Source organism: Paraburkholderia sp. BGA-UO-ETr-F21 (assembly GCF_059567925.1).
Map to the genome: position 1 here is coordinate 30,791 of NZ_JCAQOY010000023.1, position 25,469 is coordinate 56,259.

24 protein-coding genes and 1 tRNA gene are annotated in these 25,469 nt (G+C 61.6%); 4 read left to right on the plus strand and 21 right to left on the minus strand.

Features of this window, described 5'->3' with window-relative positions:
* Positions 1-5: 5 nt before the first annotated feature.
* The 19 genes from nuoL to AC57B1_RS14815 all read right to left on the minus strand — a co-directional run bounded on the left by nuoL (position 6) and on the right by AC57B1_RS14815 (position 19,188).
* Positions 6-2,093 (minus strand): NADH-quinone oxidoreductase subunit L, encoded by a 2,088-nt coding sequence (nuoL, locus tag AC57B1_RS14725; protein ID WP_408345293.1) that lies wholly within the window; start codon positions 2,091-2,093, stop codon positions 6-8.
* Between the two features lie 17 nt (positions 2,094-2,110).
* Positions 2,111-2,416 (minus strand): NADH-quinone oxidoreductase subunit NuoK, encoded by a 306-nt coding sequence (gene nuoK / locus AC57B1_RS14730; protein WP_006052894.1) that lies wholly within the window; start codon positions 2,414-2,416, stop codon positions 2,111-2,113.
* Positions 2,417-2,436: 20 nt separating this feature from the next.
* Positions 2,437-3,126, minus strand: a complete 690-nt coding sequence (locus AC57B1_RS14735; protein ID WP_091795805.1) for an NADH-quinone oxidoreductase subunit J — start codon at positions 3,124-3,126, stop codon at positions 2,437-2,439.
* Between the two features lie 171 nt (positions 3,127-3,297).
* Positions 3,298-3,786 carry an NADH-quinone oxidoreductase subunit NuoI gene (nuoI, locus tag AC57B1_RS14740; protein ID WP_007175608.1) on the minus strand — a complete coding sequence of 163 codons (489 nt, stop codon included), beginning with the start codon at positions 3,784-3,786 and terminating at the stop codon, positions 3,298-3,300.
* A gap of 15 nt (positions 3,787-3,801) precedes the next feature.
* On the minus strand, positions 3,802-4,866 hold the full coding sequence (gene nuoH / locus AC57B1_RS14745; protein ID WP_408345290.1) for an NADH-quinone oxidoreductase subunit NuoH: 1,065 nt from the start codon (positions 4,864-4,866) through the stop codon (positions 3,802-3,804).
* The gene (gene nuoG, locus AC57B1_RS14750; RefSeq protein ID WP_496417859.1) at positions 4,867-7,200 is read right to left on the minus strand and encodes an NADH-quinone oxidoreductase subunit NuoG; all 2,334 of its coding nucleotides are present in this window, start codon (positions 7,198-7,200) and stop codon (positions 4,867-4,869) included. It lies immediately after the preceding gene.
* Between the two features lie 132 nt (positions 7,201-7,332).
* On the minus strand, positions 7,333-8,661 hold the full coding sequence (gene nuoF / locus AC57B1_RS14755) for an NADH-quinone oxidoreductase subunit NuoF (protein ID WP_091795814.1): 1,329 nt from the start codon (positions 8,659-8,661) through the stop codon (positions 7,333-7,335).
* Positions 8,658-9,143: an NADH-quinone oxidoreductase subunit NuoE gene (nuoE, locus tag AC57B1_RS14760; RefSeq protein WP_007175612.1), complete on the minus strand. Its 486-nt coding sequence runs from the start codon at positions 9,141-9,143 to the stop codon at positions 8,658-8,660. The genes nuoF and nuoE overlap by 4 nt, the downstream gene beginning before the upstream one ends.
* 130 nt (positions 9,144-9,273) lie before the next feature.
* Positions 9,274-10,527, minus strand: coding sequence for an NADH-quinone oxidoreductase subunit D (locus tag AC57B1_RS14765; protein WP_012432378.1), 1,254 nt, complete (start codon positions 10,525-10,527; stop codon positions 9,274-9,276).
* A gap of 9 nt (positions 10,528-10,536) precedes the next feature.
* The gene (locus tag AC57B1_RS14770; protein WP_408345284.1) at positions 10,537-11,139 is read right to left on the minus strand and encodes an NADH-quinone oxidoreductase subunit C; all 603 of its coding nucleotides are present in this window, start codon (positions 11,137-11,139) and stop codon (positions 10,537-10,539) included.
* Positions 11,140-11,160: 21 nt separating this feature from the next.
* The gene (locus tag AC57B1_RS14775; RefSeq protein WP_006052903.1) at positions 11,161-11,640 is read right to left on the minus strand and encodes a NuoB/complex I 20 kDa subunit family protein; all 480 of its coding nucleotides are present in this window, start codon (positions 11,638-11,640) and stop codon (positions 11,161-11,163) included.
* Between the two features lie 63 nt (positions 11,641-11,703).
* Positions 11,704-12,063 carry an NADH-quinone oxidoreductase subunit A gene (locus AC57B1_RS14780; RefSeq protein WP_013339872.1) on the minus strand — a complete coding sequence of 120 codons (360 nt, stop codon included), beginning with the start codon at positions 12,061-12,063 and terminating at the stop codon, positions 11,704-11,706.
* A gap of 163 nt (positions 12,064-12,226) precedes the next feature.
* Positions 12,227-12,311 (minus strand) — tRNA-Leu (locus AC57B1_RS14785).
* 112 nt (positions 12,312-12,423) lie between these two features.
* On the minus strand, positions 12,424-12,801 hold the full coding sequence (gene secG / locus AC57B1_RS14790) for a preprotein translocase subunit SecG (RefSeq protein WP_091795823.1): 378 nt from the start codon (positions 12,799-12,801) through the stop codon (positions 12,424-12,426).
* An 82-nt stretch (positions 12,802-12,883) separates the two neighbouring features.
* On the minus strand, positions 12,884-13,663 hold the full coding sequence (gene tpiA / locus AC57B1_RS14795; protein ID WP_496417860.1) for a triose-phosphate isomerase: 780 nt from the start codon (positions 13,661-13,663) through the stop codon (positions 12,884-12,886).
* 121 nt (positions 13,664-13,784) lie between these two features.
* Positions 13,785-14,801: an NAD(P)H-quinone oxidoreductase gene (locus AC57B1_RS14800; RefSeq protein ID WP_496417861.1), complete on the minus strand. Its 1,017-nt coding sequence runs from the start codon at positions 14,799-14,801 to the stop codon at positions 13,785-13,787.
* A 151-nt stretch (positions 14,802-14,952) separates the two neighbouring features.
* Positions 14,953-17,112 (minus strand): polyribonucleotide nucleotidyltransferase, encoded by a 2,160-nt coding sequence (gene pnp / locus AC57B1_RS14805; protein ID WP_496417862.1) that lies wholly within the window; start codon positions 17,110-17,112, stop codon positions 14,953-14,955.
* A 345-nt stretch (positions 17,113-17,457) separates the two neighbouring features.
* Positions 17,458-17,730, minus strand: coding sequence for a 30S ribosomal protein S15 (gene rpsO / locus AC57B1_RS14810; protein WP_011487489.1), 273 nt, complete (start codon positions 17,728-17,730; stop codon positions 17,458-17,460).
* 186 nt (positions 17,731-17,916) lie between these two features.
* Positions 17,917-19,188 (minus strand): branched-chain amino acid ABC transporter substrate-binding protein, encoded by a 1,272-nt coding sequence (locus AC57B1_RS14815; RefSeq protein ID WP_496417873.1) that lies wholly within the window; start codon positions 19,186-19,188, stop codon positions 17,917-17,919.
* Between AC57B1_RS14815 and AC57B1_RS14820 the strand changes: the two genes are divergently transcribed.
* From AC57B1_RS14820 to AC57B1_RS14835, 4 genes are all read left to right on the plus strand, one after another.
* Positions 19,070-19,327 carry a hypothetical protein gene (locus AC57B1_RS14820; RefSeq protein WP_408483416.1) on the plus strand — a complete coding sequence of 86 codons (258 nt, stop codon included), beginning with the start codon at positions 19,070-19,072 and terminating at the stop codon, positions 19,325-19,327. The two genes, AC57B1_RS14815 and AC57B1_RS14820, sit on opposite strands and share 119 nt — an antisense overlap.
* Before the next feature lie 165 nt (positions 19,328-19,492).
* Positions 19,493-20,044, plus strand: a complete 552-nt coding sequence (locus tag AC57B1_RS14825; RefSeq protein WP_408483411.1) for a hypothetical protein — start codon at positions 19,493-19,495, stop codon at positions 20,042-20,044.
* Between the two features lie 234 nt (positions 20,045-20,278).
* Positions 20,279-20,917: a carbonic anhydrase gene (locus AC57B1_RS14830; protein WP_408183467.1), complete on the plus strand. Its 639-nt coding sequence runs from the start codon at positions 20,279-20,281 to the stop codon at positions 20,915-20,917.
* A 76-nt stretch (positions 20,918-20,993) separates the two neighbouring features.
* Positions 20,994-22,574 (plus strand): SulP family inorganic anion transporter, encoded by a 1,581-nt coding sequence (locus tag AC57B1_RS14835; RefSeq protein ID WP_496417863.1) that lies wholly within the window; start codon positions 20,994-20,996, stop codon positions 22,572-22,574.
* Positions 22,575-22,673: 99 nt separating this feature from the next.
* Here AC57B1_RS14835 and AC57B1_RS14840 read toward each other — a convergent pair whose 3' ends face one another.
* Positions 22,674-24,221, minus strand: coding sequence for a 2-isopropylmalate synthase (locus tag AC57B1_RS14840; RefSeq protein ID WP_496417864.1), 1,548 nt, complete (start codon positions 24,219-24,221; stop codon positions 22,674-22,676).
* A gap of 380 nt (positions 24,222-24,601) precedes the next feature.
* The gene (gene pssA, locus AC57B1_RS14845) at positions 24,602-25,468 is read right to left on the minus strand and encodes a CDP-diacylglycerol--serine O-phosphatidyltransferase (RefSeq protein ID WP_091795892.1); all 867 of its coding nucleotides are present in this window, start codon (positions 25,466-25,468) and stop codon (positions 24,602-24,604) included.
* Between the last annotated feature and the right edge of the window lies 1 nt (position 25,469).

Consider the following 25,469-nt stretch of genomic DNA (forward strand, 5'->3'; position numbering starts at 1 on the left):
TCGCCTTATTTGCCGCCGAGCGTTACAAACAGGGTCAGGAGCCCCAACATGCCGATAATCATGGCGAACGCGTAGTGGTAGATGTAGCCGGATTGGAGGAAGCGGATCACGCCGGCGAACCAGCCGATAAAGCGTGCGCTGCCGTTGACGATGCCGTCGATCACCACGACGTCGCCTTCCTTCCAGAGACCACGGCCAATTGCCACGGCGCCCCGCGCAAACACGACTTCGTTGATCTTGTCCATGTAGTACTTGTTATCGAGCAACGTGTAGATCGGACCGAATGCGCGCTTGATGACAGCCGGCAAGTCCGGACGCACCAGGTACAGGAACCACGCGACCACCACACCGGCCAGCGCCAGCCAGACCGGCAGGCCCGCGACCGAGTGCAGACCCATCGACGCCCAGCCCTGGAATTCTTCAGCCATCTCATGCAGCGCCGGATGGTTCTCGCCGATGAAGATCACCTTGTCGAACGCCACGCCGTGCTGGAAGAAGTCGCCGAACAGCATCGGGCCGATGCCGATCGCGCCGATCACCACCGACGGAATCGCCAGCAGCACCAGCGGCAGCCATACCACCCACGGCGTTTCATGCGGCTCGTGAGCGTGGTCGTCATGACCGTGGCCGTGCGCGTCGTGACCATGAGCGTGCGAATCGTGACCGTGAGCGTCATGTGCATGCGCCGCGGCTTCGATGCCCATCGGCGATTCCGGATGCTTCGGACCACGGAACCGCTCCTCACCGTGGAACACCAGGAAGTACATACGGAACGAATACAGCGCGGTGACGAACACGCTCGCCACCACGGCGAAGTACGCGAAGCCCGAGCCCGGCAGATGCGACAGCTTCACCGCGTCGATGATCGAGTCTTTCGAGTAGAAGCCCGAGAAGAACGGCGTACCGATCAGCGCCAGCGAACCGACCAGCGACGTGATCCACGTAATCGGCATGTACTTGCGCAGGCCGCCCATGTTGCGGATGTCCTGATCGTGGTGCATGCCGATGATCACCGAACCCGCGCCGAGGAACAGCAGCGCCTTGAAGAACGCGTGTGTCATCAGGTGGAACACGGCGACCGAGTAGGCCGAGGCGCCCAGCGCGACCGTCATGTAACCCAGCTGCGACAGCGTGGAATACGCCACCACGCGCTTGATGTCGTTCTGGATGATCCCGAGGAAGCCCATGAACAGCGCGGTAATCGCACCGATGATCATGACGAACGAGAGCGCCGTATCCGACAGTTCGAACAGCGGCGACATGCGCGTGACCATGAAAATACCGGCCGTCACCATGGTTGCCGCGTGAATCAGTGCGGAGATCGGCGTCGGGCCTTCCATCGAATCCGGCAGCCACACGTGCAGCGGGAACTGCGCCGACTTACCCATCGCGCCGATGAAAAGGCAAATACAGGCCACCGTCAGCAGACCCCAGTCCGTGCCCGGGAACGTCAATGCCGCGAGTTCGGTGCGCTTCGCGAACACGTCGCCGTAGTTCATCGAACCGGCGAACGCGAACAGCAGGCCGATACCCAGCAGAAAGCCGAAGTCGCCGATGCGGTTCACGATGAACGCCTTCATGTTCGCGTAGATCGCCGTCGGACGCGTGAAGTAGAAACCGATCAGCAGGTACGAGACCAGACCCACCGCTTCCCAGCCGAAGAACAGTTGCAGGAAGTTGTTGCTCATCACGAGCATCAACATCGAGAACGTGAACAGCGAGATGTACGAGAAGAAGCGCTGGTAGCCGTCGTCGTCGGCCATGTAGCCGATCGTGTAGATGTGCACCATGAGCGACACGAAGGTCACCACGCACATCATCATGGCCGTCAGCGAGTCGACGAGGAAGCCGATCTCGAACTTCGTCTTGCCGATCGACATCCATTCGTAGATGGTCGCGTTAAAGCTCGCGCCGTTCAGCACCTGGAAGAAGACGATGGCCGACAGGATGAACGAGATCGCGACGCCGAGGATCGTGACCGAATGCGCACCGGCTCGCCCTACCGCTTTTCCGAACAGCCCGGCAACCAGACAGCCGGCCAGCGGTGCCAGCGGGATCGCCAGCAGCAGGTTTTCATTGAGTATCGTGGACATAACCGCTTTTCCTGAAATTAACCTTTGAGCTGATCGAGATCCTCGACATTGATCGTGTCGAGGCTACGGAACAGGGTCACCAGAATTGCGAGGCCGATTGCCGCTTCGGCTGCGGCAACCGTCAGCACGAAGAAAACGAAGATCTGGCCATGCACGTCGCCGAGGTAATGCGAGAACGCGACGAAATTGGTGTTCACCGCGAGCAGCATTAGCTCGATCGCCATCAGTATGATGATGACGTTGCGACGGTTCAGGAAAATGCCGACGATGCTGATCGCAAACAGGATCGCGCCGAGGACAAGGTAATGGGCAAGGGTCAACATGATTTCTATCTCCTGTCCGCTCAGCTGTTCTTGGCTGGTGCCGAGTCGGCCGCTGCTGCTGCCGCTGCCGCGGCTTCTTCCGCCGCGACGGTAGCCGCGGTCTTTTCCGATTTCATCTTCACGACGCGCACGCGGTCTTGAGCACGTACCTTGACCTGTTCGCTGACGTTCTGACGTTTGCTGTCTTTCTTGTGGCTCGTGGTCAGCGCAATCGCCGCGATGATCGCCACCAGCAGCACCAGACCGGCGACTTCGAACGCGAAGATGTAGTCGGTGTAGATGACCTTGCCGATCAGGCGGGTGTTCGACCAGTCGCCCATACCGTTAGCGGCGGCCGTGGTGTCGCGCAGCGCCGTGGCGGTCGCGCCATAGCCGTGCCACAGGATCAGCGCGGTTTCGATCACGATGATCGCGCCCACCAGGGTGGCCATCGGCACGAAGCGTTTGAAGTCTTTGCGCAGCACGTCGATATTGATGTCCAGCATCATCACGACGAACAGGAACAGCACCATCACCGCGCCGACGTAGACCAGCACCAGCAGGATTGCAAGGAACTCGGCCTCCAGCAGCATCCAGATCGCGGCTGCGTTGAAGAACGCCAGCACCAGAAACAGTGCGGACGACACCGGGTTGCGCGAGGTGATCACCTTCAGCCCTGAAACCACCAGGAGCAGCGCGAAGATGTAGAACAGTACGGTCGTGAATTCCATGATTACCGGTTCATCGTTAGGCCATCGTCAGGCATTGTTCTTTGGCACGTGTGACTGGCATAGCGCCAGAACAGCCGCACAGGTGCGCCGTGCCGCGGCGTTCGGGCCGCGGCGCCCGGCCCGACAACAGGCCGTGATTGCTGCAATTACTGCTTCTTCAACTGAAGCGCTTCAACGATACGGTGCGTCGGCTGCCTTGTTCGCAGCGATCTCCGTTTCATAGCGATCGCCCACGGCTAGCAGCATGTCTTTCGTGAAGTACAGGTCGCCACGCTTTTCTCCGTGGTATTCGAGAATGTGCGTTTCGACGATCGAATCGACCGGGCAGCTTTCTTCGCAGAAACCGCAGAAGATGCACTTGGTCAGGTCGATGTCATAACGCGTGGTGCGGCGGGTATTGTCCGCACGCGTTTCCGACTCGATCGTAATGGCGAGCGCCGGGCACACCGCTTCACACAGCTTGCAGGCGATGCAGCGTTCTTCACCGTTCTCATAACGGCGCAGCGCATGCAGGCCGCGAAAACGCGGCGAGATCGGGGTCTTCTCTTCCGGGAATTGCACGGTGACTTTGCGCTGGAACGTATAACGTCCGGTCAGCGCGAGGCCTTTGAGCAGTTCCGTGAGGAAGAAGGTCTTGAAAAAATTTTGGATTGCGGTCATGGGTTCATCCGCCCTTTATTTCCAGATGTTCAACGGCGACATGATCCAGAAGCCGACCACGATGAGCCACACCACGCAAACCGGAATGAAAATCTTCCAGCCCAGACGCATGATCTGGTCATAGCGGTAGCGCGGGAATGTGGCACGCGCCCAGATGAACACCGACAGCAGGAAGAAAACCTTGGCGACGAGCCATACGATGCCCGGGACGAACGACAGGAAGCCGAACGGTGCGCTCCACCCGCCGAGGAACAGTGTTGCAGCCAATGCCGAGATCACGATCATGTTGATGTACTCGGCGAGGAAGAACAGCGCGAACGCCATACCCGAGTAATCGATCATGTGGCCCGCGACGATTTCCGACTCCCCTTCCACCACGTCGAACGGGTGACGGTTCGTTTCGGCGATGCCCGAGATGAAGTACACGACGAACATCGGCAGCAGCGGAAGCCAATTCCACGACAGGAAGTTCAAGCCGTATGAGGCGAAGATGCCATGTTCCTGCGAAGCGACGATGCCCGACAGATTCAGCGTGCCGGCGGTCATCAGCACGACGACGAGCGCGAAGCCCATCGAGATTTCGTACGACACCATCTGCGCCGCGGCGCGCATGGCGCCGAGAAACGCGTACTTCGAGTTCGACGCCCAACCCGCCAGAATCACGCCGTACACGCCGATCGACGAAACCGCCATCGCGTACAACAGACCGGCGTTGATGTCGCCGAGCACCGCGCCCGCCTGGAACGGAATCACCGCCCAGACCGCGAAGGCCGGCACCACCACCATGATCGGCGCGATCATGTAGATCCAGCGGCTGGCTTGCGCGGGCTGAATCACTTCTTTCAGCAGCAGCTTCAGCACGTCGGCGATCGGCTGCAGAAGACCTGCGGGGCCGACGCGGTTCGGGCCGAGACGCACGTGCATCCAGCCGATCAGCTTCCGTTCCCACAGAATCAGGTAAGCCACGCACAGCAGGATCACGACGGCCACCACCAGGATGCGCACCAGTGCCCACACCGTGGGCCATGCCACACCGAGAAGCTGGGTGCCGCCCGAGTTGATCGTATCGAACAAGCTCATTTACGCCTTCTCCACCACCAGTTCACCGAACAGGCTGCCCAGCGCTGCACCGGCCGGCGTAGCCGCCGATACGCGGACGACCGTCTCCGCAAGATTCGCGTCGCGCACGGCCGGCAACTGCACCGATTGCTCGCCCTGGCGCACGCGCACTGCGTCGCCTTCCTTCAAACCCAGTTTGTCGAACAGCGCAGCCGGCAGGCCGACCGTGTTCGCTGCGCGTGCCGCCGCGGTCAGATGCAGCGACTCCGCGCGACGCACCAGCGCGTCGGCGTGATAGATCGGCACGTTCGCAATGCGCTCGAACTTGCCTTCCGCCGCCTTAGCCGCCTTGCCGCGCGCAACTGCGACGCCCGTCTTGTTCGACAGACGCGAGTTCAGTTCGCCGTCGCCGAGAGCGGCCGTACGCACTTCTTCCGACGTGTCGAATTCGAAGCCCGGCACGCCCAGCAGGCTACCCAGCACACGCAACACCTTCCATGCCGGACGCGTGTCGCCGAGCGGGCGCACCACGCCGTTGAACGTCTGCACCGTACCTTCGGCATTGACGAACGTACCGGCCGTTTCCGTGAACGGCGCGATCGGCAGCAGCACGTCGGCGTATTCAGCGCCGGTCTGGAACGGCGACAGCACGACCACCATTTCAGCCTGCTTCAGCGCGGCCAAAGCCTGCGCCGGATTGGCCGTGTCGAATTCCGGCTCGACGTTCAGCAACACATAACCCTTGCGCGGCTGCTCGAACACTTCGCGAGCGTTCAGACCGCCCTCGCCCGGCAAAGCGTTCACCAGATGCGCACCAACCGTGTTGGCCGCTTCCGTGAGGAAGCCCAGCGTCGCGCCGGTCGCGTCCGCGATCCATTGCGCTGCGGCGTGGATCAGCGTGAAATCCGGATGACGGACCGCACCGTTGCCCAGCAACACGAGGCGGCGTTCGCCCGAAGCGAGCGACTTGGCAACCTGCTTGTTCGCATCCGTAGGCTGCGTGCCGGCGAAAGCTTCCGGCAGCGCGACGCCATTGGCTTCCGACACTGCGCCGGCAATGCCAGCCAGCGCGTCGAGCCATGCGGACGGCGCGGCAACCACGCGCTCCGCTTGCGGAATCAGCGCGTCGTCATTCGTGGACTGCACGAGCGTGAGCTTCGCGCCGCCCTTGGCAGCTTGACGTAAACGCGCGGCGAACAGCGGATGGTCGCGGCGCAGATCCGAGCCGATCACCAGCGCGGCGTCGACGTTCGACAGATCGGCGATGGCGGTGCCGAGCCACGGCGCGCCATTGACCGGCGCGGAGAAATCCGACTGACGCAGACGGAAGTCGACGTTAGGCGTGCCGACCGCTTGCGCCAGTTGCTTCAACAGAAAGAGTTCTTCGACCGTGCTGTGGGCGCTGCCGAGTGCGGCCAGCGCGTTCGCGCCGTGGTCGCCCTTGATACCCTTCAAACCCTTCACCACGTATTCGAGCGCGGTTTGCCAGTCGGTCTCGACCCACTTGCCGCCTTGCTTGAGCATCGGCTGCGTCAGACGCTCGGGGCTGTTCAGTCCTTCGTAGGAGAAGCGGTCCTTGTCCGAAATCCAGCATTCGTTGATGGATTCGTTTTCGAACGGCAGCACGCGCATCACGCGATTGTTCTTCACCTGCACCACGAGGTTCGCGCCGACGGAATCGTGCGGGCTCACCGACTTGCGGCGCGACAGTTCCCACGTGCGGGCGCTGTAACGGAACGGCTTGCTGGTGAGCGCGCCGACCGGGCACAGATCGATCATGTTGCCCGACAGCTCGGAATCCACCGTCTTGCCGACAAACGACGTGATTTCCGAATGCTCGCCGCGGCCCAGCATGCCGAGTTCCATCACGCCGGCCACTTCCTGGCCGAAACGGACGCAACGCGTGCAGTGGATGCAACGCGACATTTCTTCCATGGAGATCAGCGGGCCGACGTTCTTGTGGAACACCACGCGCTTTTCTTCGCTATAGCGCGATGCCGACTTGCCGTAACCCACGGCCAGATCCTGCAACTGACACTCGCCACCCTGGTCGCAAATCGGGCAATCCAGCGGGTGGTTGATCAGCAGGAATTCCATCACGGCTTGCTGACCCTTCACCGCCTTGTCCGACTTGGTGCGCACGATCATGCCGGCCGATACCGGCGTGGCGCATGCAGGCACCGCCTTTGGCATCTTTTCGACATCGACCAGACACATCCGGCAGTTGGCCGCAATCGACAGCTTCTTGTGATAGCAGAAGTGAGGAATGTACGTGTCCACCTTATGCGCAGCCTGGATCACCATGCTGCCTTCAGGCACCTCTACTTTCTTGCCGTCTATTTCAAGTTCAACCATGATGGTCAATCTTCCTTAACCTGTTACCGCTCAATCGTTCGCCTGTTCATCGCCCGTTTCAGGCGATGAATCCCGCGGTTGACGTGTTCTGGTGCGTACCTGTTCAGCGCACGTACGTGTGCTTGTCTGCGCTCAAGCCGCCACTGTTTCCGACGCCGCTGCAGCGCCGGCGTGACCGCCGACGAGGCAATGCTTGTGGGCGACGTGATATTCGAACTCGTTCCAGTAGTGCTTGAGCATGCCGCGAACCGGCATGGCCGCCGCATCGCCGAGCGCGCAAATCGTGCGGCCCATGATGTTTTCGGCGACTGAGTTCAGCAGATCCAGATCTTCCGGACGGCCAAGCCCATGCTCGATACGATGCACGACGCGATACAGCCAGCCCGTTCCTTCGCGGCAAGGCGTGCATTGACCGCACGACTCTTCGTAGTAGAAATAAGACAGGCGCAACAGCGAGCGCACCATGCAACGCGTCTCGTCCATGACGATGACCGCGCCGGAACCCAGCATCGATCCCTGCTTGGCGATCGAGTCGTAGTCCATGTCGGTCTGCATCATGATGTCGCCAGGAATGACCGGTGCCGACGAGCCGCCAGGAATCACGGCTTTGATCTTCTTGCCGCCGCGCATGCCGCCGGCCAGTTCCATCAGTGTGGAGAACGGCGTGCCGAGCGGAATTTCATAGTTGCCCGGACGCTCGACGTCGCCCGCGATCGAAAAAATCTTCGTGCCGCCGTTATTCGGCTTGCCGATCTCGAGGTAATTCTGCGGACCGATTGCGAGCAGGAACGGCACTGCGGCAAACGTCTCGGTGTTGTTGATCGTGGTCGGCTTGCCATACACGCCGAAGCTCGCCGGGAACGGCGGCTTGAAGCGCGGCTGGCCTTTCTTGCCTTCCAGCGATTCGAGCAGCGCGGTTTCTTCGCCGCAGATATAGGCGCCGTAACCGTGGTGCGCATGCAGTTCGAACGAGAAACCCGAACCCATGATGTTTTCGCCGAGGAACCCGGCGCGGCGCGCTTCGTCCAACGCTTGTTCAAAGCGTTTGTAGACTTCCCAGATTTCGCCGTGGATATAGTTGTAGCCGACCGTAATGCCCATCGCGTACGCGCCGATGGCCATGCCTTCGATCAGCGCATGCGGATTGAAGCGCAGGATGTCGCGGTCTTTGAACGTACCCGGTTCGCCTTCATCCGAATTGCAGACGAGGTACTTCTGGCCGGGGAACTGACGCGGCATGAAGCTCCACTTCAGGCCGGTCGGGAAGCCTGCACCGCCTCGGCCACGCAGACCCGACGCCTTGACGTCGGCAATCACCTGCTCGGGCGGAATCTTCTCTTCCAGAATACGGCGCAGCTGGGCGTAACCGCCGCGCGCCACATAGTCTTCGAGATGCCAGTTATCGCCGTTCAGGCCGGCGAGAATCAGCGGTTTGATGTGACGATCGTGTAAACACGTCATTTCGAAAGTTCCTCGAGCAGCTGGTCGATCTTCGCGCGGCTCATGAAGCTGCACATGCGATGGTTGTTCACCAGCATCACCGGCGCGTCGCCGCACGAGCCCATACATTCACCTTCTTTCAGGGTGAATTTGCCGTCGGGCGTGGTTTCGCCGAAGTCGATGCCGAGCTTCTGCTTCAGATATTCAGCCGCGCTGTCCGAGCCGCCGTCCGGGCCAAGCTGACACGGCAGGTTCGTGCAGAGCGTGATCTTGTACTTGCCGACTGGCGAGGTCTCGTACATCGTGTAGAAGGTAGCCACCTCCTGCACGGCGACTGCCGGCATGCCGAGATAGTCCGCGACGAACTGCATGAGTTCGGGCGACAGCCAGCCATGCTCTTCCTGAGCAGTGGCCAACGCCGACATCACGGCGGACTGTTTCTGATCGGCGGGATACTTCGCGATCGCACGATCGATTTCTTTCAGGCCTTCAGCTGAGATCATTTTCAGACACGACTCTTTCAATTCCTACCGAACGAAAACCCGTCGCTCACATCATGCTGCGACAGACCCGGCGTTCCTTGCTTGACGCGCGCTTCAGTGCAATCTGAAGACGCGCGCCGATGAATACGTCCTAGCGATCCACTTCGCCGAACACGATGTCCTGCGTGCCGATGATCGTCACGGCGTCGGCGATCATGTGACCGCGCGCCATTTCATCGAGCGTGGACAGGTGGGCATAGCCCGGCGCGCGGATCTTCAGGCGATACGGCTTGTTGGCGCCGTCCGAGATCAGGTAGATGCCGAACTCGCCCTTCGGATGCTCGACAGCGGCATACGCCTCGCCTTCCGGTACGTGGAAGCCTTCCGTGAAGAGCTTGAAATGGTGAATCAGCTCTTCCATGTTCGACTTCATGCCGACGCGCGACGGCGGCGCAACCTTGTGATTGTCGATCATCACGGGGCCGGGATTCTTACGCAGCCACTCAATGCACTGTTTCACGATGCGCGTGGATTGGCGCATTTCTTCGACGCGAACCAGATAGCGGTCGTAGCAATCGCCATTCACACCGACCGGAATGTCGAAATCGAGCTTGTCGTAGACTTCGTACGGCTGCTTCTTGCGCAGATCCCACTCGATACCCGAGCCGCGCAACATGGCGCCGGTCATACCGAGGTTCAACGCGCGCTCCGGACTCACCACGCCGATACCGACCAGACGTTGCTTCCAGATCCGGTTGTCGGTGAGCAGCGTTTCGTATTCGTCGACGCACTTCGGGAAACGCGTGAAGAAATCGTCGATGAAGTCGAGCAGCGAACCCTGGCGGTTCTCGTTCATCTTCGACAATGCCTTCGCATTGCGAATTTTCGATGCCTTGTATTGCGGCATTGCGTCAGGCAGATCGCGATAGACGCCGCCCGGGCGATAGTAAGCCGCGTGCATCCGTGCGCCGGACACCGCTTCATACACGTCCATCAGGTCTTCACGTTCGCGGAATGCATACAGGAACACCGCCATGGCGCCAACGTCGAGTGCGTGCGCGCCGATCCACATCAGGTGGTTCAGCACTCGCGTGACTTCGTCGAACATGACGCGAATGTATTGCGCGCGGACCGGCACCTCGATGCCGAGCAGCTTTTCGATCGCCATCACGTAGCCGTGCTCGTTGACCATCATCGACACGTAGTCGAGACGGTCCATGTACGGCACCGACTGAATGAATGTTTTGGTTTCGGCGAGCTTTTCAGTCGCGCGATGCAGCAGGCCGATGTGCGGATCGGCGCGCTGGATGACTTCGCCGTCGAGTTCGAGCACGAGGCGCAGCACACCGTGCGCTGCCGGGTGCTGAGGGCCGAAGTTGAGCGTGTAGTTCTTGATCTCTGCCATGGCGTTCTCTTAGTGTTTCAGACCGCCATAGCGATCTTCGCGGATCACGCGCGGCGTGATTTCCCGCGGCTCGATCGTCACAGGCTGATAGACGACTCGCTTTTCTTCCGGGTCGTAACGCATTTCGACGTAACCGGAGACAGGAAAATCTTTACGGAACGGGTGACCGATGAAACCGTAATCGGTAAGGATACGGCGCAGGTCCGGGTGGCCTTCGAAGACGATGCCGTACAGGTCGAATGCCTCGCGCTCGTACCAGTTGACCGAATTCCAGATTTCGACGACGGACGGCAGGATCGGCACTTCGTCGTCCGGTGCGAACACGCGCAGACGCAAACGCCAGTTGTTCTGCACCGACAACAAATGCAGAACGGCCGCGAAACGCGGGCCGTCATAAGCGCCTTCGGCGTAGGTCTGATAGTCGACGCCGCACAGATCCACGCATTGCTCGAAACCGAGCGAGCGGTCGTCGCGCAGACGGGTTGCCACATTGACGTAGTCGCCAGCCTTCACGACGATCGTCAATTCACCGATTGCCTCGGTAGTGCTCTGCAGGAGGCCGCCAAAGGCCGCCTCGAGGTTCGCTTTCAGGGTCTCGAGTTTGCTTGCCATATTGTGGGGGAGGCGTTGGCCTTATTGACGGGCGATTGTGTTGGTGCGGCGAATCTTGGCCTGCAACTGGATCACGCCGTAAACCAGCGCTTCCGCCGTGGGCGGGCAACCGGGCACATAGACGTCGACCGGCACGATCCGATCGCAGCCGCGCACCACCGAATACGAGTAGTGGTAATAGCCACCACCGTTCGCGCACGAACCCATCGAAATCACCCAGCGCGGCTCGGCCATCTGGTCGTAGACCTTGCGCAGAGCCGGCGCCATCTTGTTGCACAGCGTGCCGGCGACGATCATCACGTCCGACTGACGCGGACTCGGACGAAACACCACGCCAAAACGGTCGAGGTCATAACGGGCGGCACCCGCATGCATCATCTCGACCGCACAGCACGCAAGACCAAACGTCATCGGCCACAGCGAGCCGGTGCGCGTCCAGTTGATCAGTTTGTCAGCTGTGGTGGTGACAAACCCTTCCTTCAAGACCCCTTCGATACTCATTTGCTTTCCACTCCAGACGGGGTGGCAAGCCTTGGCCACCCGCGCAAACCGGCGATTAATCCATCATTCCCAGTCGAGGCCGCCTTTTTTCCAGATGTAGGCGAAGCCCAGCAGGAATTCGAGCAGGAAAATCATCATCGCCATGAAGCCCGGCCAGCCGATGTCGCGCAAGGCAACGCCCCACGGGAACAAGAACGCGGTTTCAAGATCGAAAATGATGAACAGAATGGCGACGAGGTAATAGCGCACATCGAACTTCATGCGCGCATCTTCGAATGCTTCGAAGCCGCACTCGTACGGTGCGTTTTTCTCGGTATCAGGCTTATTGGGACCGAGGATCTTGCCGATACTGACCAGCGCTACGCCTAAACCAGTGCCCACAACGAGGAACAACAAGACGGGGAAATAGGCTGCGAGGTTCAAGACAGTCCTCAATCGGTTGGGTTCTGAGTGCCGTCAGGAGCATAGCACTCCTGACGCGAAATCACTTCCGAAACGCACATGCCGCAAGCCCAACGCAAGCCGCACGCCAGAAGTGAAAATGCCAGCCGAAGCGAAGCAAGCGGCTGGCATTTAGATAACATTTTGGTGCCGACGGCGAGACTCGAACTCGCACAGCTTTCGCCACTACCCCCTCAAGATAGCGTGTCTACCAATTTCACCACGTCGGCACTGCATGCAATCCGGGAAAACAACTTATAAAACCCGCGAATCGCTTCAAGACTTGAATTATAACTGGTCTAAACAGTTTGTTCAACGCACAAAAGCACTTTGAACGAAAATTTATTTCGGCACATCAGTCGCGGGAACGGATGCAGCCGATGCCGGCAAAACAGCCGAGCCACCTGCCGGTGCCGAAGCAGCCGAAGCAGCGACCGGCGCAGTCACCGCCGCGCCCAGCAAGCCTGCGGAAGGTTTCGCCCGATATGCACCAAGGTACGTGAGCGTCAGCGTGGTGACAAAAAACACCGCGGCGAGAACCGCCGTTGTACGTGACAAAAAGTTTGCCGAACCGGTCGCACCGAACAGACTGCCCGATGCTCCGCTACCAAAAGCCGCGCCCATATCGGCGCCTTTGCCGTGTTGCAGCAAGACGAGGCCAATCACCCCGAGTGCCGACAACAGCTGAACGACGATAATCAATGTTTTCAAATACAGCATCACACTCACCTGAGTCTTTATTTAACCGCGCGACACACTACGTGTTACACGGGATGGGGTCATCCTCGCCAAGGCGCCCTGCTCAACCGGCGACGCTCGTTGCGGCTGCCGCCTTGCAGATCGCCAGGAAATCCTGGTCTTTCAACGACGCGCCGCCGATCAGGCCACCGTCGATATCCGGCTGGCGGAACAATTCTTCCGCGTTTTCCGGCTTCACACTGCCACCGTACAGCAGCGGCACATCCGCCACCGCCGCACCCTTTGCCGCCAGACGCGCACGCAGGAACGCATGAACCGCCTGCGCCTGCTCCGAACTCGCGCTCTTGCCGGTGCCGATCGCCCAGACCGGCTCATAAGCAACGACGATCCGCGCGGCCTCTTGCAGCGACAATTTCGCCAGCACTTCGTCCAGTTGCATGCCGACCACCTGCTCGGTCGAACCGGCTTCGCGCTCTTCAAGCGTTTCACCAACGCAGACGATCGGCGTCAAACCGGCCTCCAGCGCGCGCTGCGTTTTCACGGCGACCAGCTCAGCGCTTTCGCGGTGATAGGCACGGCGCTCCGAGTGCCCGACGATCGCGAGCGTGGCGCCGAACTCCACCACCATCGGCGCGGCCACTTCGCCGGTATAGGCGCCATGCGTGAACGCTGACACGTCCTGCACGCCCCACACGACCCGGCTGCCTTCCAGCAACGATTGAGACTGCGCGAGATACGGACTCGGCACGCAGACGCCGACGCGCACGCCGGCCGGCAATTCGCCCGCGCCTTGCGCCACCGCCTGCAACAGCGTGGCATTCTCAGCGAGGCGCCCGTGCATCTTCCAGTTACCGACTACCAGTTTGGCTCGTTGTTTCGACATCGTCTCGTCTTGTCTTGGCGGCGGACTTCGTTTGCGCTTACAGTCCGCCTTTCGGATTCATGCGGCGTGCGCAAAACGCGCAATTTTACTGCGTGGGGTGGATCGGGTCAAACCGACCGTGTCAAGCGTCCTGACCCCAAGACAGTACGATCTTGCCGACGTGCGTGCTGCTTTCCATCAGCGTGTGCGCGTCGGCGGCCTGCGAGGCCGGAAACACGCGATGCACCACGGGCTTGATGCGCCCGTCTTCGAGATGCGGCCACACGCGCTCTTTGAGTTGCGCGGCAATCTTCGCCTTGAATTCGATCGACCGCGGACGCAGCGTCGAACCGGTCAACGTCAAACGGCGGCGCAGCACTTCGTTCAGATTCAGTTCCGCCTTCGCGCCACCCAGCAACGCGATCAGCACGATGCGTCCGCCGTCGGCCAAGGCCGTCAACTCGCGCGACACGTAACTGCCCGCCACCATGTCGAGCACCACGTCGACGCCGCGGTCGTTGGTCAACGACTTGATCACTTCGACGAAATCTTCGGTCTTGTAGTTGATCGCCCGTTCGGCGCCCAACGCTTCACACGCACGGCACTTTTCGTCCGAACCAGCGGTCGCGAACACGCGGAAACCCAGCGCATGCGCAATCTGGATCGCCGTCACGCCGATGCCACTGGAACCGCCCTGCACCAGCAGCGTTTCGTTCGGCGCGCCTTCGCCCTTACCGAGTTGCGCACGGTCGAACACATTGCTCCACACCGTGAAAAACGTTTCCGGCAGCGAAGCCGCCTCGACGTCAGACAAACCGGCCGGCACCGGCAGGCACTGCAGCAACGGCGCGACCGCGTATTCCGCGTAGCCGCCACCAGCCAGCAACGCACACACGCGATCACCCACCTTCAGGCCAAACGGATTGTTCTTCTCGTCGATCGTACCGCCGACGATTTCGCCCGCCACTTCCAGCCCCGGCAGATCCGACGCGCCCGGCGGCGGCGCATAGCCGCCCTTGCGCTGGAACACGTCCGGACGGTTGATGCCGGATGCGGCCACCTTGATCAGCACCTCGCCCGCGGCCGGTTGCGGCGTGGGCCGCTCCGCCAGTTTCAGAACATCCGGTGCACCGAATTCGGTGATTTCGATCGCTTTCATCTGCGTCAACTCCAAGATTGGATTGCGTTGCATGCCGGGATGAACGGCTAGAGTACCCGTTTCTCATTACCTGCAACGCAATCCACCCTGCGCCCTTCATGAAAAACGGCCGGCGCGCATTCGCGCTGCCGGCCGTTGCCCCGCTACCGCATTACTGCTGCGGCGTCGGCTCGCCTTGCGGCGCGCCGCTTGCGCCATTCGCGCCTTCGTTCAGCAACGCCTTGGCCGACAAACGCACGCGGCCCTTTTCGTCCGTCTGGATGACCTTGACCTTCACTTGCTGGCCATCCTTCAGGTAGTCGTTGATGTCCTTGATACGCTCGTTGGCGATTTCGGAGATGTGCAGCAGACCGTCCTTGCCCGGCAGGATGTTCACGATCGCGCCGAAATCGAGCAGCTTGAGCACGGTGCCTTCGTACACCTGGCCCACTTCGACTTCCAGCGTGATGTTCTCGATACGCTTCTTCGCTTCGGCCATGCCTTCGCTGCTCGTGCTGGCGATGGTGACGACGCCGTCGTCCGAAATATCGATCGTCGTGCCGGTTTCTTCGGTCAGCGCGCGGATCACCGAACCACCCTTGCCGATCACGTCGCGGATTTTTTCCGGATTGATCTTGATGGTGATCATGCGCGGTGCGTAGTCTGACAGCACCGTGTTCGCGCCCGACACCGCCGAGGTCATCTTGCCGAGGATATGCAGACGGCCTTCCTTCGCTTGCGCGAGGGCGACCTGCATGATTTCCTTGGTGATGCCCTGGATCTTGATGTCCATTTGCAGCGCGGTCACGCCTTGTTCCGTGCCCGCCACCTTGAAGTCCATGTCGCCGAGGTGATCTTCGTCGCCGAGGATGTCGGTCAGCACGGCAAACTTGTTGCCTTCCAGGATCAGGCCCATCGCGATGCCCGCGACGTGCGCCTTCATCGGCACGCCAGCGTCCATCAGCGCGAGGCAGCCGCCGCACACCGAAGCCATCGACGACGAACCATTCGACTCCGTGATTTCCGACACGACGCGAATCGAGTAGCCGAATTCGTCGGCGCTCGGCAGGCATGCAGCCAGCGCGCGCTTGGCCAGACGGCCGTGACCGATTTCACGGCGCTTCGGCGAACCGACGCGGCCCGTTTCGCCGGTCGCGAACGGAGGCATGTTGTAGTGGAGCATGAAGCGTTCGCGGTACTCGCCTTCGAGCGCGTCGATGTTCTGCTCGTCGCCCTTCGTGCCCAGCGTTGCCACCACCAGCGCTTGCGTTTCACCGCGCGTGAACAGTGCCGAGCCGTGGGTACGCGGCAGCACGCCGGTACGGATTTCGATCGGGCGCACAGTGCGCGTGTCGCGGCCGTCGATACGCGGTTCGCCGTTCAGGATTTGCGTACGGACGATCTTCGCTTCGATATCGAACAGCACGTTGCCGACGGTTGCCTTGTCGGCCGCCACCGTGCCGCTTGCTGCCGCGTCTTCTTCCAGCTTCTTCGACGTGGCTGCGTAGACTTCCTTCAGCTTGGTCGAACGGGCTTGCTTGTCGCGCAGTTGGTAGGCGGCGAGCAGGTCGGCTTGCGCCAGTTCCGTCACGCGTGCGATCAGCGGCTCGTTCTTCGCCGCCGGCTGCCAATCCCATTCCGGCTTGCCGCCTTCGCGGACCAGTTCGTGAATCGCGTCGATCGCGATCTGCATTTGCTCATGACCGAACACCACGCCGCCGAGCATCACTTCTTCGCTCAGTTGCTGCGCTTCCGATTCCACCATCAGCACTGCGCGTTCCGTACCGGCGACGATCAGGTCGAGCGCCGATTCCTTCATTTGCGGACGCGTCGGGTTCAACACGTATTCGTTGTTGATATAGGCCACGCGTGCTGCGCCGACCGGGCCGTTGAACGGCAGACCGGACACCGCGAGCGCCGCCGACGCGCCGATCAGCGCGGGAATGTCGGCGGGGATTTCCGGGTTCAGCGACAGGACGTGGATCACGACCTGGACTTCGTTGTAGAAGCCTTCCGGGAACAGCGGACGCAGCGGACGGTCGATCAGGCGCGAGATCAGCGTTTCGCCTTCCGACGGACGGCCTTCGCGGCGGAAGAAGCCGCCCGGGATCTTACCGGCGGCGTAGGTCTTTTCGAGGTAGTCGACGGTCAGCGGGAAAAAGTCCTGGCCCGGCTTGGCCGTCTTGGCGCCGACCACGGTAGCCAGCACCACGGTATCTTCGACGTCGACGAACACGGCACCGCTCGCCTGACGAGCGATCTCGCCGGTTTCGAGGCGAACCTTATGTTGTCCCCACTGAAATTCTTTGACGATCTTATTGAACATAGTCATTGCTTTTCCTCTTCGTAATGCCGCGCGAACCAGAAGCGGCGCGGCAACGCCAGGACCGGCGCCGCATGGGAAGAGTAGTGTTATGCCATTCCAGAGAGCCACGCTTGACGTTGAGTACGCGCGCGAACCGCTGGAATGACACAAAGCTCCGCCCTGAAGCCCGGCCATGATTTCCTTCTTTACTGCTTGCTCTACTGCTTGATTACCACCTCGCTGCGCCCGCCGCGTGAACTTGCACGCTACTGCGGAGAACAGCCGGCGCGCATCACATGAAGCGCACCGTGCAAAAACAAAATGCCTGTATCAGTGGAACTGACACAGGCATCTTGCTGAACGACTGGCCGATTACTTACGCAGACCCAGCTTCTCGATCAGTGCGCGGTAACGATCCGCGTCCTTACCCTTCAGGTAGTCGAGCAGCTTACGACGGCGGCTCACCATGCGCAGCAGACCGCGGCGGCTGTGGTGATCTTTCGTGTGAGCCTTGAAGTGAACGGTCAGTTCGTTGATGCGGGTCGTGAGCAGCGCGACCTGAACTTCGGGGGAGCCGGTGTCGTTAGCTGCGCGTGCGAATTGCGCGACGACTTCGGACTTCTTGCTTGTTTCAACTGCGGACATGTCGATTTCCTTAAGAACTAGACAGGCGGTCACGGAAGAAAGGCCGTGCCGTGGGTTACCCGTGTGCTTTCAATATTGCTGACATGCCTTGGATACAGGCCTGCCTCACAACGGGACGCGTATTGTAGCACAGCCCAATCGGGCCGCGAACACCGCTGTGACGGGCGATGGCACGCCTTTCCCGCGTCATGGCCGCTTCATCTTGCAAACGCTCGGCAAGACAGTGCGCTCGCCTGGCAGCGCGAGCACCGTGCGAAAGCCATAGCCGGAGCCCTCGTTGTCGAAATGCACGCCCGGTGTGCCGGCTTTGTCCATTTCCATCACGTAAAGGGGCTGGATCAATTGGTGGTCGTCGACGCGCATCCACGAGGCGTGAAAGCCGTTGTCGAACTTGATGCCTTCCAGCGCTTTCGCCACGGTGGTCGGATCGGCGCTGCCGGCGCGGTTCATCGCCGCAGCGAGGGTTTCGATCATCAGCGGCATGCGCAGCACCGGGTAATCGTCCTGCGCGGCCGGGAAACGGGTCCGGAAGGCGGCGTACCAGGCATCGGACGCCGCGCCGCCGGCGTTCGGATGCCAGTCCGCCACCGCGATCACGTGGCCGACGCCGGCGTCGCCCAACGCGGCCGGCGCGCCGAGGCTGTTGCCGTAGAACGTGTAGAACTTCGTGTCCAGCCCCTGTTCGCGCGCGGCCTTGACGAGCAGCGTCAGGTCGTTGCCCCAGTTGCCCGTGATCACGGCATCCGCCCCGCTCGCGCGGATCTTCGCCACGTACGGCGCGAAGTCCTTCACGCGGCCGATCGGATGAAATTCGTCGCCGACGACCGAAATGTCCGGCCGCTTCGTCGCCAGCGTCGAGCGTGCGAGGCTGCTGACGTCGTGTCCGAAACTGTAATCCTGGTTCAGCAGATAGACCTTCTTCACCGCCTTGTCGCGCTGGATCACGTCGGCCAGCGCATCCATGCGCATGCCCGCGTGAGCGTCGAAGCGGAAATGCCAGAAACTGCAGTTGGCGTTGGTCAGGGCAGGGTCGTCGGCGGAATAGTTGAGGAACAGTTCGCGATTGCCCGGTTCGCGGCTGTTCTGCTTGTCGATCGCGCCGATCAGCGCGGCGGCGACCGCCGAGCTGTTGCCTTGCAGGATGTAGCCGATATGGCGGTCGGCGGCCGCGCGCAGTTGCGTGAGCGCCTCCTCTGTGCCGCCCTTGCTGTCCAGCACGACCAGTTCGAACGGATGCGCGCCGTCGGCGAGCTTCACGCCGCCATGCGCATTCACCTGCTCGACGCCGAAGCGCAGATTGCGCTCCACCGCCGCGCCCGCGTTGGCGAACGGGCCGGACATGCCTTCGATCAACGCCAGCTGGATCGGTGTACCGGTGGGTTTGCTCGCGGGCTTCGCTGCGGCGTTAGCTGCCGGTATTGCTGCGGCGTTAGCCGTCGGCTTCGCTGCCGGACTCACTGCGGGGCTGGCTGCGGCGCCGGCCGTGGGGTTTGTCGCCGGCTCGCCCGCCGCGTGCGCCGCTGTCATCAAAAGCGCTGTCAGCGCCACGGCCGTTCGTTGCCACTTCGCCATCGTCATCGCCCCGCCTGATTGGTGAAAGCGCGGATCATAGGGGGTTCGGGACGGAATAAGCAAGCCGGGCCAAGCGTTACCGCACTATCCGGGCGGCCCCTCACGAAGCGCAAATCTTTTGCCGCAGCGCGTGTCAAAATAATGCGTCTCGATGATAAAAACCGCTACTCACACGCCATCGGAGGAATACATGTTCAACCGCCACCACGTCACGGCGGCCTCGATCGGAGCGCCGGCCGCTAAGCGCCTGCGCCGCGCGGCGCTCGTCTGCCTGAGCGCCTTGACGCTTGCCGGCTGCGTGCAGCCCTGGCAGCAATACACCCAGGGCGCGGATGAATCCACCATCGTCGCGCGTCTCGGGCCGCCGCGCGAAAGCTATGACCTGCCCAACGGCGGCAAGCGGTTGATGTGGCCGACCCAGCCGATGGGCGAAACCACCACCGCGGCCGACATCGACGCGGCCGGCAAGATCGTCAACGTGCGCCAGGTGCTGCAACCCAACGAGTTCTACCGCGCGGAAATCGGCAAGTGGACCAAGAGCGACGTGCTGGTGAATTTCGGCCGCCCGGTCGAAACGGCCTACTTCCCGTTGATGAAGCGTGAAGTCTGGACCTATCGCTATCTGGAAGACAACGTCTGGTACATGATGTACAGCTTTTATTTCGACGACCAGGGCATCGTCCGGCTCACGCAGAAAACGCCTGATCCGTTGCACGACCCGGATCGCCGCAGCCTGTTCTGAGCGATGCGCAAATGACGCGCAATGCGCCGCGCATCTACCAAAGCCGCCTCTGCAGGCGGCTTTTTTTTATTTATTACGCATGGCGGCGAATTTTATTTCGCGCACAGCGGATTTATTTTTTGATAGAAAGGCTTTCGTAAGCATTGATTCAGCGCTGGTCTCCCATGAGGCCGCACGAGCGTAGCCGTGAATTCGGCGCCGAATGAATGCGCACCACTTACGGAGCCGTTATCGATGAACCGTCCCAAACGCCTGTTGGTCGCCAACGTAGCGTGGGCGCATGAAACCGCCGTGCGCAACCCCGCATTTTTTCGCCACCTCGTGCGCGGCCAGAATCCGCACGTGTTGTGGATCGGCTGCTCGGACAGCCGCGTGCCCGCCGAGACCATCACACATTGCGAGCCGGGAGACCTGTTCGTCCACCGCAATATTGCCAACCTCTTCCAAGCCGGCGACGACAACTCGGCGAGCGTGCTCGAATATGCGGTGAAGGTGTTGAAGGTCGGCCATGTGATCGTCTGCGGCCACTATGGATGCGGTGGCGTGCGCGCCGCGCTGCTGCCACCGGAGCCGAGCCTGCCGCATGTGAATCGCCGGATCGCGCCGCTTTGCGCACTCGCGAGAGCACACCACGAAGAACTGGATGGCCACGCAAACGAGCGGCAGCGCGTCGATCGCCTCGCCGAACTGAACGTGCTCGAACAGGTACGCGGCTTACGCGCGCACCCTATCGTGCAGGACGCCGATCCGGCGCCCCTCGTGCACGGCTGGATCTTCGCGCTCGAAGATGGGCGCATCAAGGTCCTCACGTCCGGCTACGAAGCCGACGACGCGATGACCTGCACCACCGCCGCCCACAGCGCCGCCGCTTAGCGCGACACCTCATGCGGATCCGATCCGGTTCGGCTTTCGCCGCATACCAGGCCCTATACCTCACCGCACCGACACCATGAACCTTCGAGCTTTTTTCTCCACGTTTCAGCGCGACCTGCTTGCGGGCACGGTCGTTTTTCTGGTGGCGCTGCCGCTCTGTCTCGGCATTGCCAATGCATCGGGCGTCGAGCCTTTTGCCGGGCTCGTTTCCGGCATTGTCGGCGGGCTGGTGGTGGCCGTGCTGAGCGGCTCGCGTCTGAGCGTGAGCGGTCCGGCCGCGGGCCTCGTCGTGATCGTCGTCGACGGGATCGCGCAACTCGGCAGCTTCTCTGCCTTCCTGCTGGCCGTGCTGCTGTCCGGGACGATCCAGTTCGGCTTCGGCATGCTCAAAGCCGGCCGCTTTGCCGCCTACGTGCCATCGCCGGTGATCAAGGGCATGCTCGCGGCTATCGGCGTGCTGTTGATCGTCAAGCAGTTCCCGCTCGCGCTCGGGCTGTCCGGCGTGAACGCAGCGTCCGGCGCGCAACCCGTTGCGCAAGCCGCGGGCGCGATCGTCACGCCGTTCGGTTCGATTTCTCTCGCGGCCTGCGTAATCACCTTGCTCTCTCTGGCGATTCTGGTCGGCTGGGAAACGCGCGCCCTGCGCCGCTTCGCGCTGGTGCGCCGGGTACCGGCACCGCTCGCGGTCGTCCTGCTCGGAATCGGCGCGACATTGTTGCTCAGCGTGCTGACGCCGTCGCTCGCACCGCCCGCCGAACATCGGGTCGCACTGCCGCCGCTGGAGTCGTTCGCCGCGCTGCGACTCGCGCTCGAGTGGGCCGACTTTGGGCCGCACTTCGCACAACTCGTCAATCCCGATGTCTGGCGCGTGGCCATCACGCTGGCGATCGTCGCGAGTCTGGAAACGTTGCTGAGCCTCGAAGCGGTCGAGCAGATCGATCCCGAACGACGCCCCGCGCCGCCGGATCGCGAGCTGAAGGCACAAGGCGTCGGCAACCTGATTGCGGGTGCGATCGGCGGATTGCCGATCACGTCGGTGATCGTGCGCAGTTCGGCCAACGTGCATGCGGGCGCGCAAAGCCGGCTCTCGGCGATCATTCACGGCGTGCTGCTGCTCGTCAGCGTGTTTGCGCTCACTAGCGTGATCAACCTGATTCCGCTCGCCTGCCTCGCGGCGATTCTGATCTTCACCGGGGTGAAGCTCGCCAAGCCGTCGCTGTTCGTTGCCGTGGCGAAACAGGGCTTCGCACCGTTCGCGCCGTTTATCGTGACCCTGGTCGGTGTGCTCGCAACCGATCTGCTGATCGGCATCGTGCTCGGCATTCTGTGCAGCGTGCTGCTCGCGCTGTATGCGAATCTGCGCAGCCCGATCGTGCTAGCACAACACGGCGATCACTATCTGCTGTCGTTTCGCAAGGACGTGTCGTTTCTCGGCAAAGTGCCGCTCAAGCATTACCTGCAGCAGATTCCCGACGGCGCCACGGTGATCGTCGATGCGACGCGCGCCGATTTCGTCGACCACGACGTGCGCGAACTGCTCGACACGTTCGTGGCCGATGCACCGGAACGCGGCATCGCCGTCGAAGTGCGGCATCAGGTGCAGGCCCAGGCGCGCGCGTCACGCGGCTGGTCGATGCGGAGCACGGCGACGGAGTAACGCCACAATGCAAAAGCCCCATGCCATTCAAGGCACGGGGCTTCTGCGATTCAAACGACGAACCGGCGTCGCGCCGTCAGCGCGCTGCCTTCAGTTCACTCACTCCGAACGCTGCGGATTCAACTTGTCCACGTTCGAGTACAGCTTGTTGAGCGCCGAGATATACGCTTTCGCGGAAGCCGCGACGATATCCGGATCGGTGCCCACGCCGTTGACGATGCGCCCGCTCTTCGACAAACGCACGGTCACTTCGCCTTGCGCCTGCGTGCCGGTGGTGATCGCATTCACCGAGTACAGCAGCAATTCCGAGCCGCTGCCCACTTCCGTTTCGATCGCGTTCAACGTGGCGTCGACCGGGCCGTTGCCGCGCGCTTCGCCGGTCACTTCCTTGCCTTCCACCGAAAACACGATCTTCGCGTGCGGCTGCTCGCCGGTTTCCGAATGTTGCGACAGCGACAGGAACTTGTAGTGCTCCTTCTCCTGCGCCTCGGCGGATTCTTCCGTGACGATCGCGATAATGTCTTCGTCGAAGATTTCCGACTTGCGGTCGGCCAGTTCCTTGAAGCGCGCAAACGCCGTGTTCAGTTCCGCTTCGCTATCCAGCGCGATGCCCAATTCCTGCAGACGCTGCTTGAATGCATTACGACCCGACAGCTTGCCGAGCACGATCTTGTTCGCGCTCCAGCCCACGTCTTCGGCGCGCATGATTTCGTAGGTGTCGCGCGCCTTCAGCACGCCGTCCTGGTGGATGCCTGACGCGTGCGCGAACGCATTCGCGCCAACCACCGCCTTGTTCGGCTGCACGACGAAACCGGTGATCTGCGACACCAGCTTCGAAGCCGGCACGATCTGCGTGGTATCGAGACCGATATCGAGGCCGAAATAATCCTTGCGGGTCTTCACGGCCATCACGATTTCTTCGAGCGACGTGTTGCCCGCGCGCTCGCCAAGGCCGTTGATCGTGCACTCGACCTGACGCGCACCGCCGATCTGCACGCCGGCCAACGAATTCGCCACCGCCATGCCGAGGTCGTTATGGCAATGCACCGAGAATACGGCCCTATGCGAGTTCGGAATGCGCTCGCGCAGCGTTTTCACGAGCTGACCGTACAACTCCGGCACGCCGTAACCGACCGTATCCGCGATGTTGATGGTGGTCGCGCCTTCGGCAATCACCGCTTCCAGCACGCGGCACAGAAAGTCCATGTCCGAGCGGCTGCCATCTTCAGGGGAGAACTCGACGTCGTCGGTGAATTTGCGGGCGAAGCGCACCGCCAGCTTTGCCTGCTCGAACACCTGGTCCGGCGTCATGCGCAGCTTCTTTTCCATGTGCAACGGCGAGGTTGCAATGAACGTGTGGATGCGGAAGTGATCGGCGGGTTTGAGCGCGTCGGCCGCGCGCTGAATGTCTTTGTCGTTCGCGCGGGCAAGCGAACAGATCGTGCTGTCCTTGATCAGGCCCGCGATTGTTTGGATCGCGTCGAAGTCGCCATTCGAGCTTGCCGCGAAGCCTGCTTCGATCACGTCCACCTTCATCCGTTCCAACTGCTTCGCGATACGGATTTTTTCTTCTTTCGTCATCGACGCGCCGGGCGATTGTTCGCCGTCTCGCAACGTGGTGTCGAATATGATCAGTTTGTCGGACATGTCGAGTCTCCTGCGGAGTCGTTCAATGGTGGGGATGGGATAGTGGAATTCGGTTGTCTGCGCTAGCGCTGGCAATACTCGATCACAGACGAGACAGACGGAGGGCAAAAACGGTCAGCGCGGCAAAAAGGCCCTGCTCTCTGCTAACAGCGCGGCAGACGCCCTGGCACTGGCATGTTCAATGACCCGTCAAGGCGCGTAGTGCGACTCCACGAGGAACGTGAACGCAGTCATCCAACGACTATAGCGGCATTCCCGCCGCCACGCAATTGGCGCCGGACCCGCTTGCCGGCGCCGCCAGACGGGCTCGCCAAACGAAAAACGGCAGCCCGAAGGCCGCCGTTTGATCGTGTGTTTCAACCCGTTGCGCTAGCGACCGATTACCTGTCGCGCGCCACCGACCGAGCCGGGTTGGCCCTGCCGCGTAACGCCTGATAACCCCAGAACACGTAGCCGGACAGGCCGTAAAGCACGAACAGGCCGAACAGCATCAGCGGCGGGTCGGAGGACACCAGCACGAACGCGACCACCACCAGCAGAATCACGCCGAATGGCACGCGATGCCGCACGTCGAGCGCCTTGCCGCTATAGAACGGCGCGTTCGACACCATCGTCACGCCGGCGTAGATGGTCAGCACGAAGGCGACCCAAGGCAGCCAGACCAGCTTGAGCGGTACGCGGTTGTCCGTGGCGAGCCACACGAAACCGGCGATCAGCGCCGCCGCGGCCGGGCTCGGCATGCCCTGGAAGAAACGCTTGTCGACCACGCCGATGTTCGTGTTGAAGCGCGCGAGACGCAATGCCGCACCCGAACAGTAGACGAACGCCGCAAGCCAGCCCCAGCGGCCGAGGTCCTTCAGAATCCACTCGTACATCACGAGCGCCGGCGCCACGCCGAACGACACCATGTCGGAGAGGCTGTCGAACTGCTCGCCGAACGCGCTTTGCGTATGCGTCATGCGGGCGACGCGGCCGTCCATGCCGTCGAGCACCATGGCCACGAAGATCGCGATGGCCGCGACCTCGAAGCGCACATTCATGGCCTGCACCACGGCAAAGAAGCCGCAGAACAGCGCCGCCGTGGTAAAGGCGTTCGGCAGCAGATAAATGCCGCGCTTTCTCAGGAACTGCTGGCGCTGCGCGCGCCGGCTGTCGACCGCCGACTCCGTCACCATCGGCTTGTTACGGCGGAACGGACGCGGAAGCGGTCCGCTGTTACGGGGTCGACGCGGTTTGAATGCGGCCATT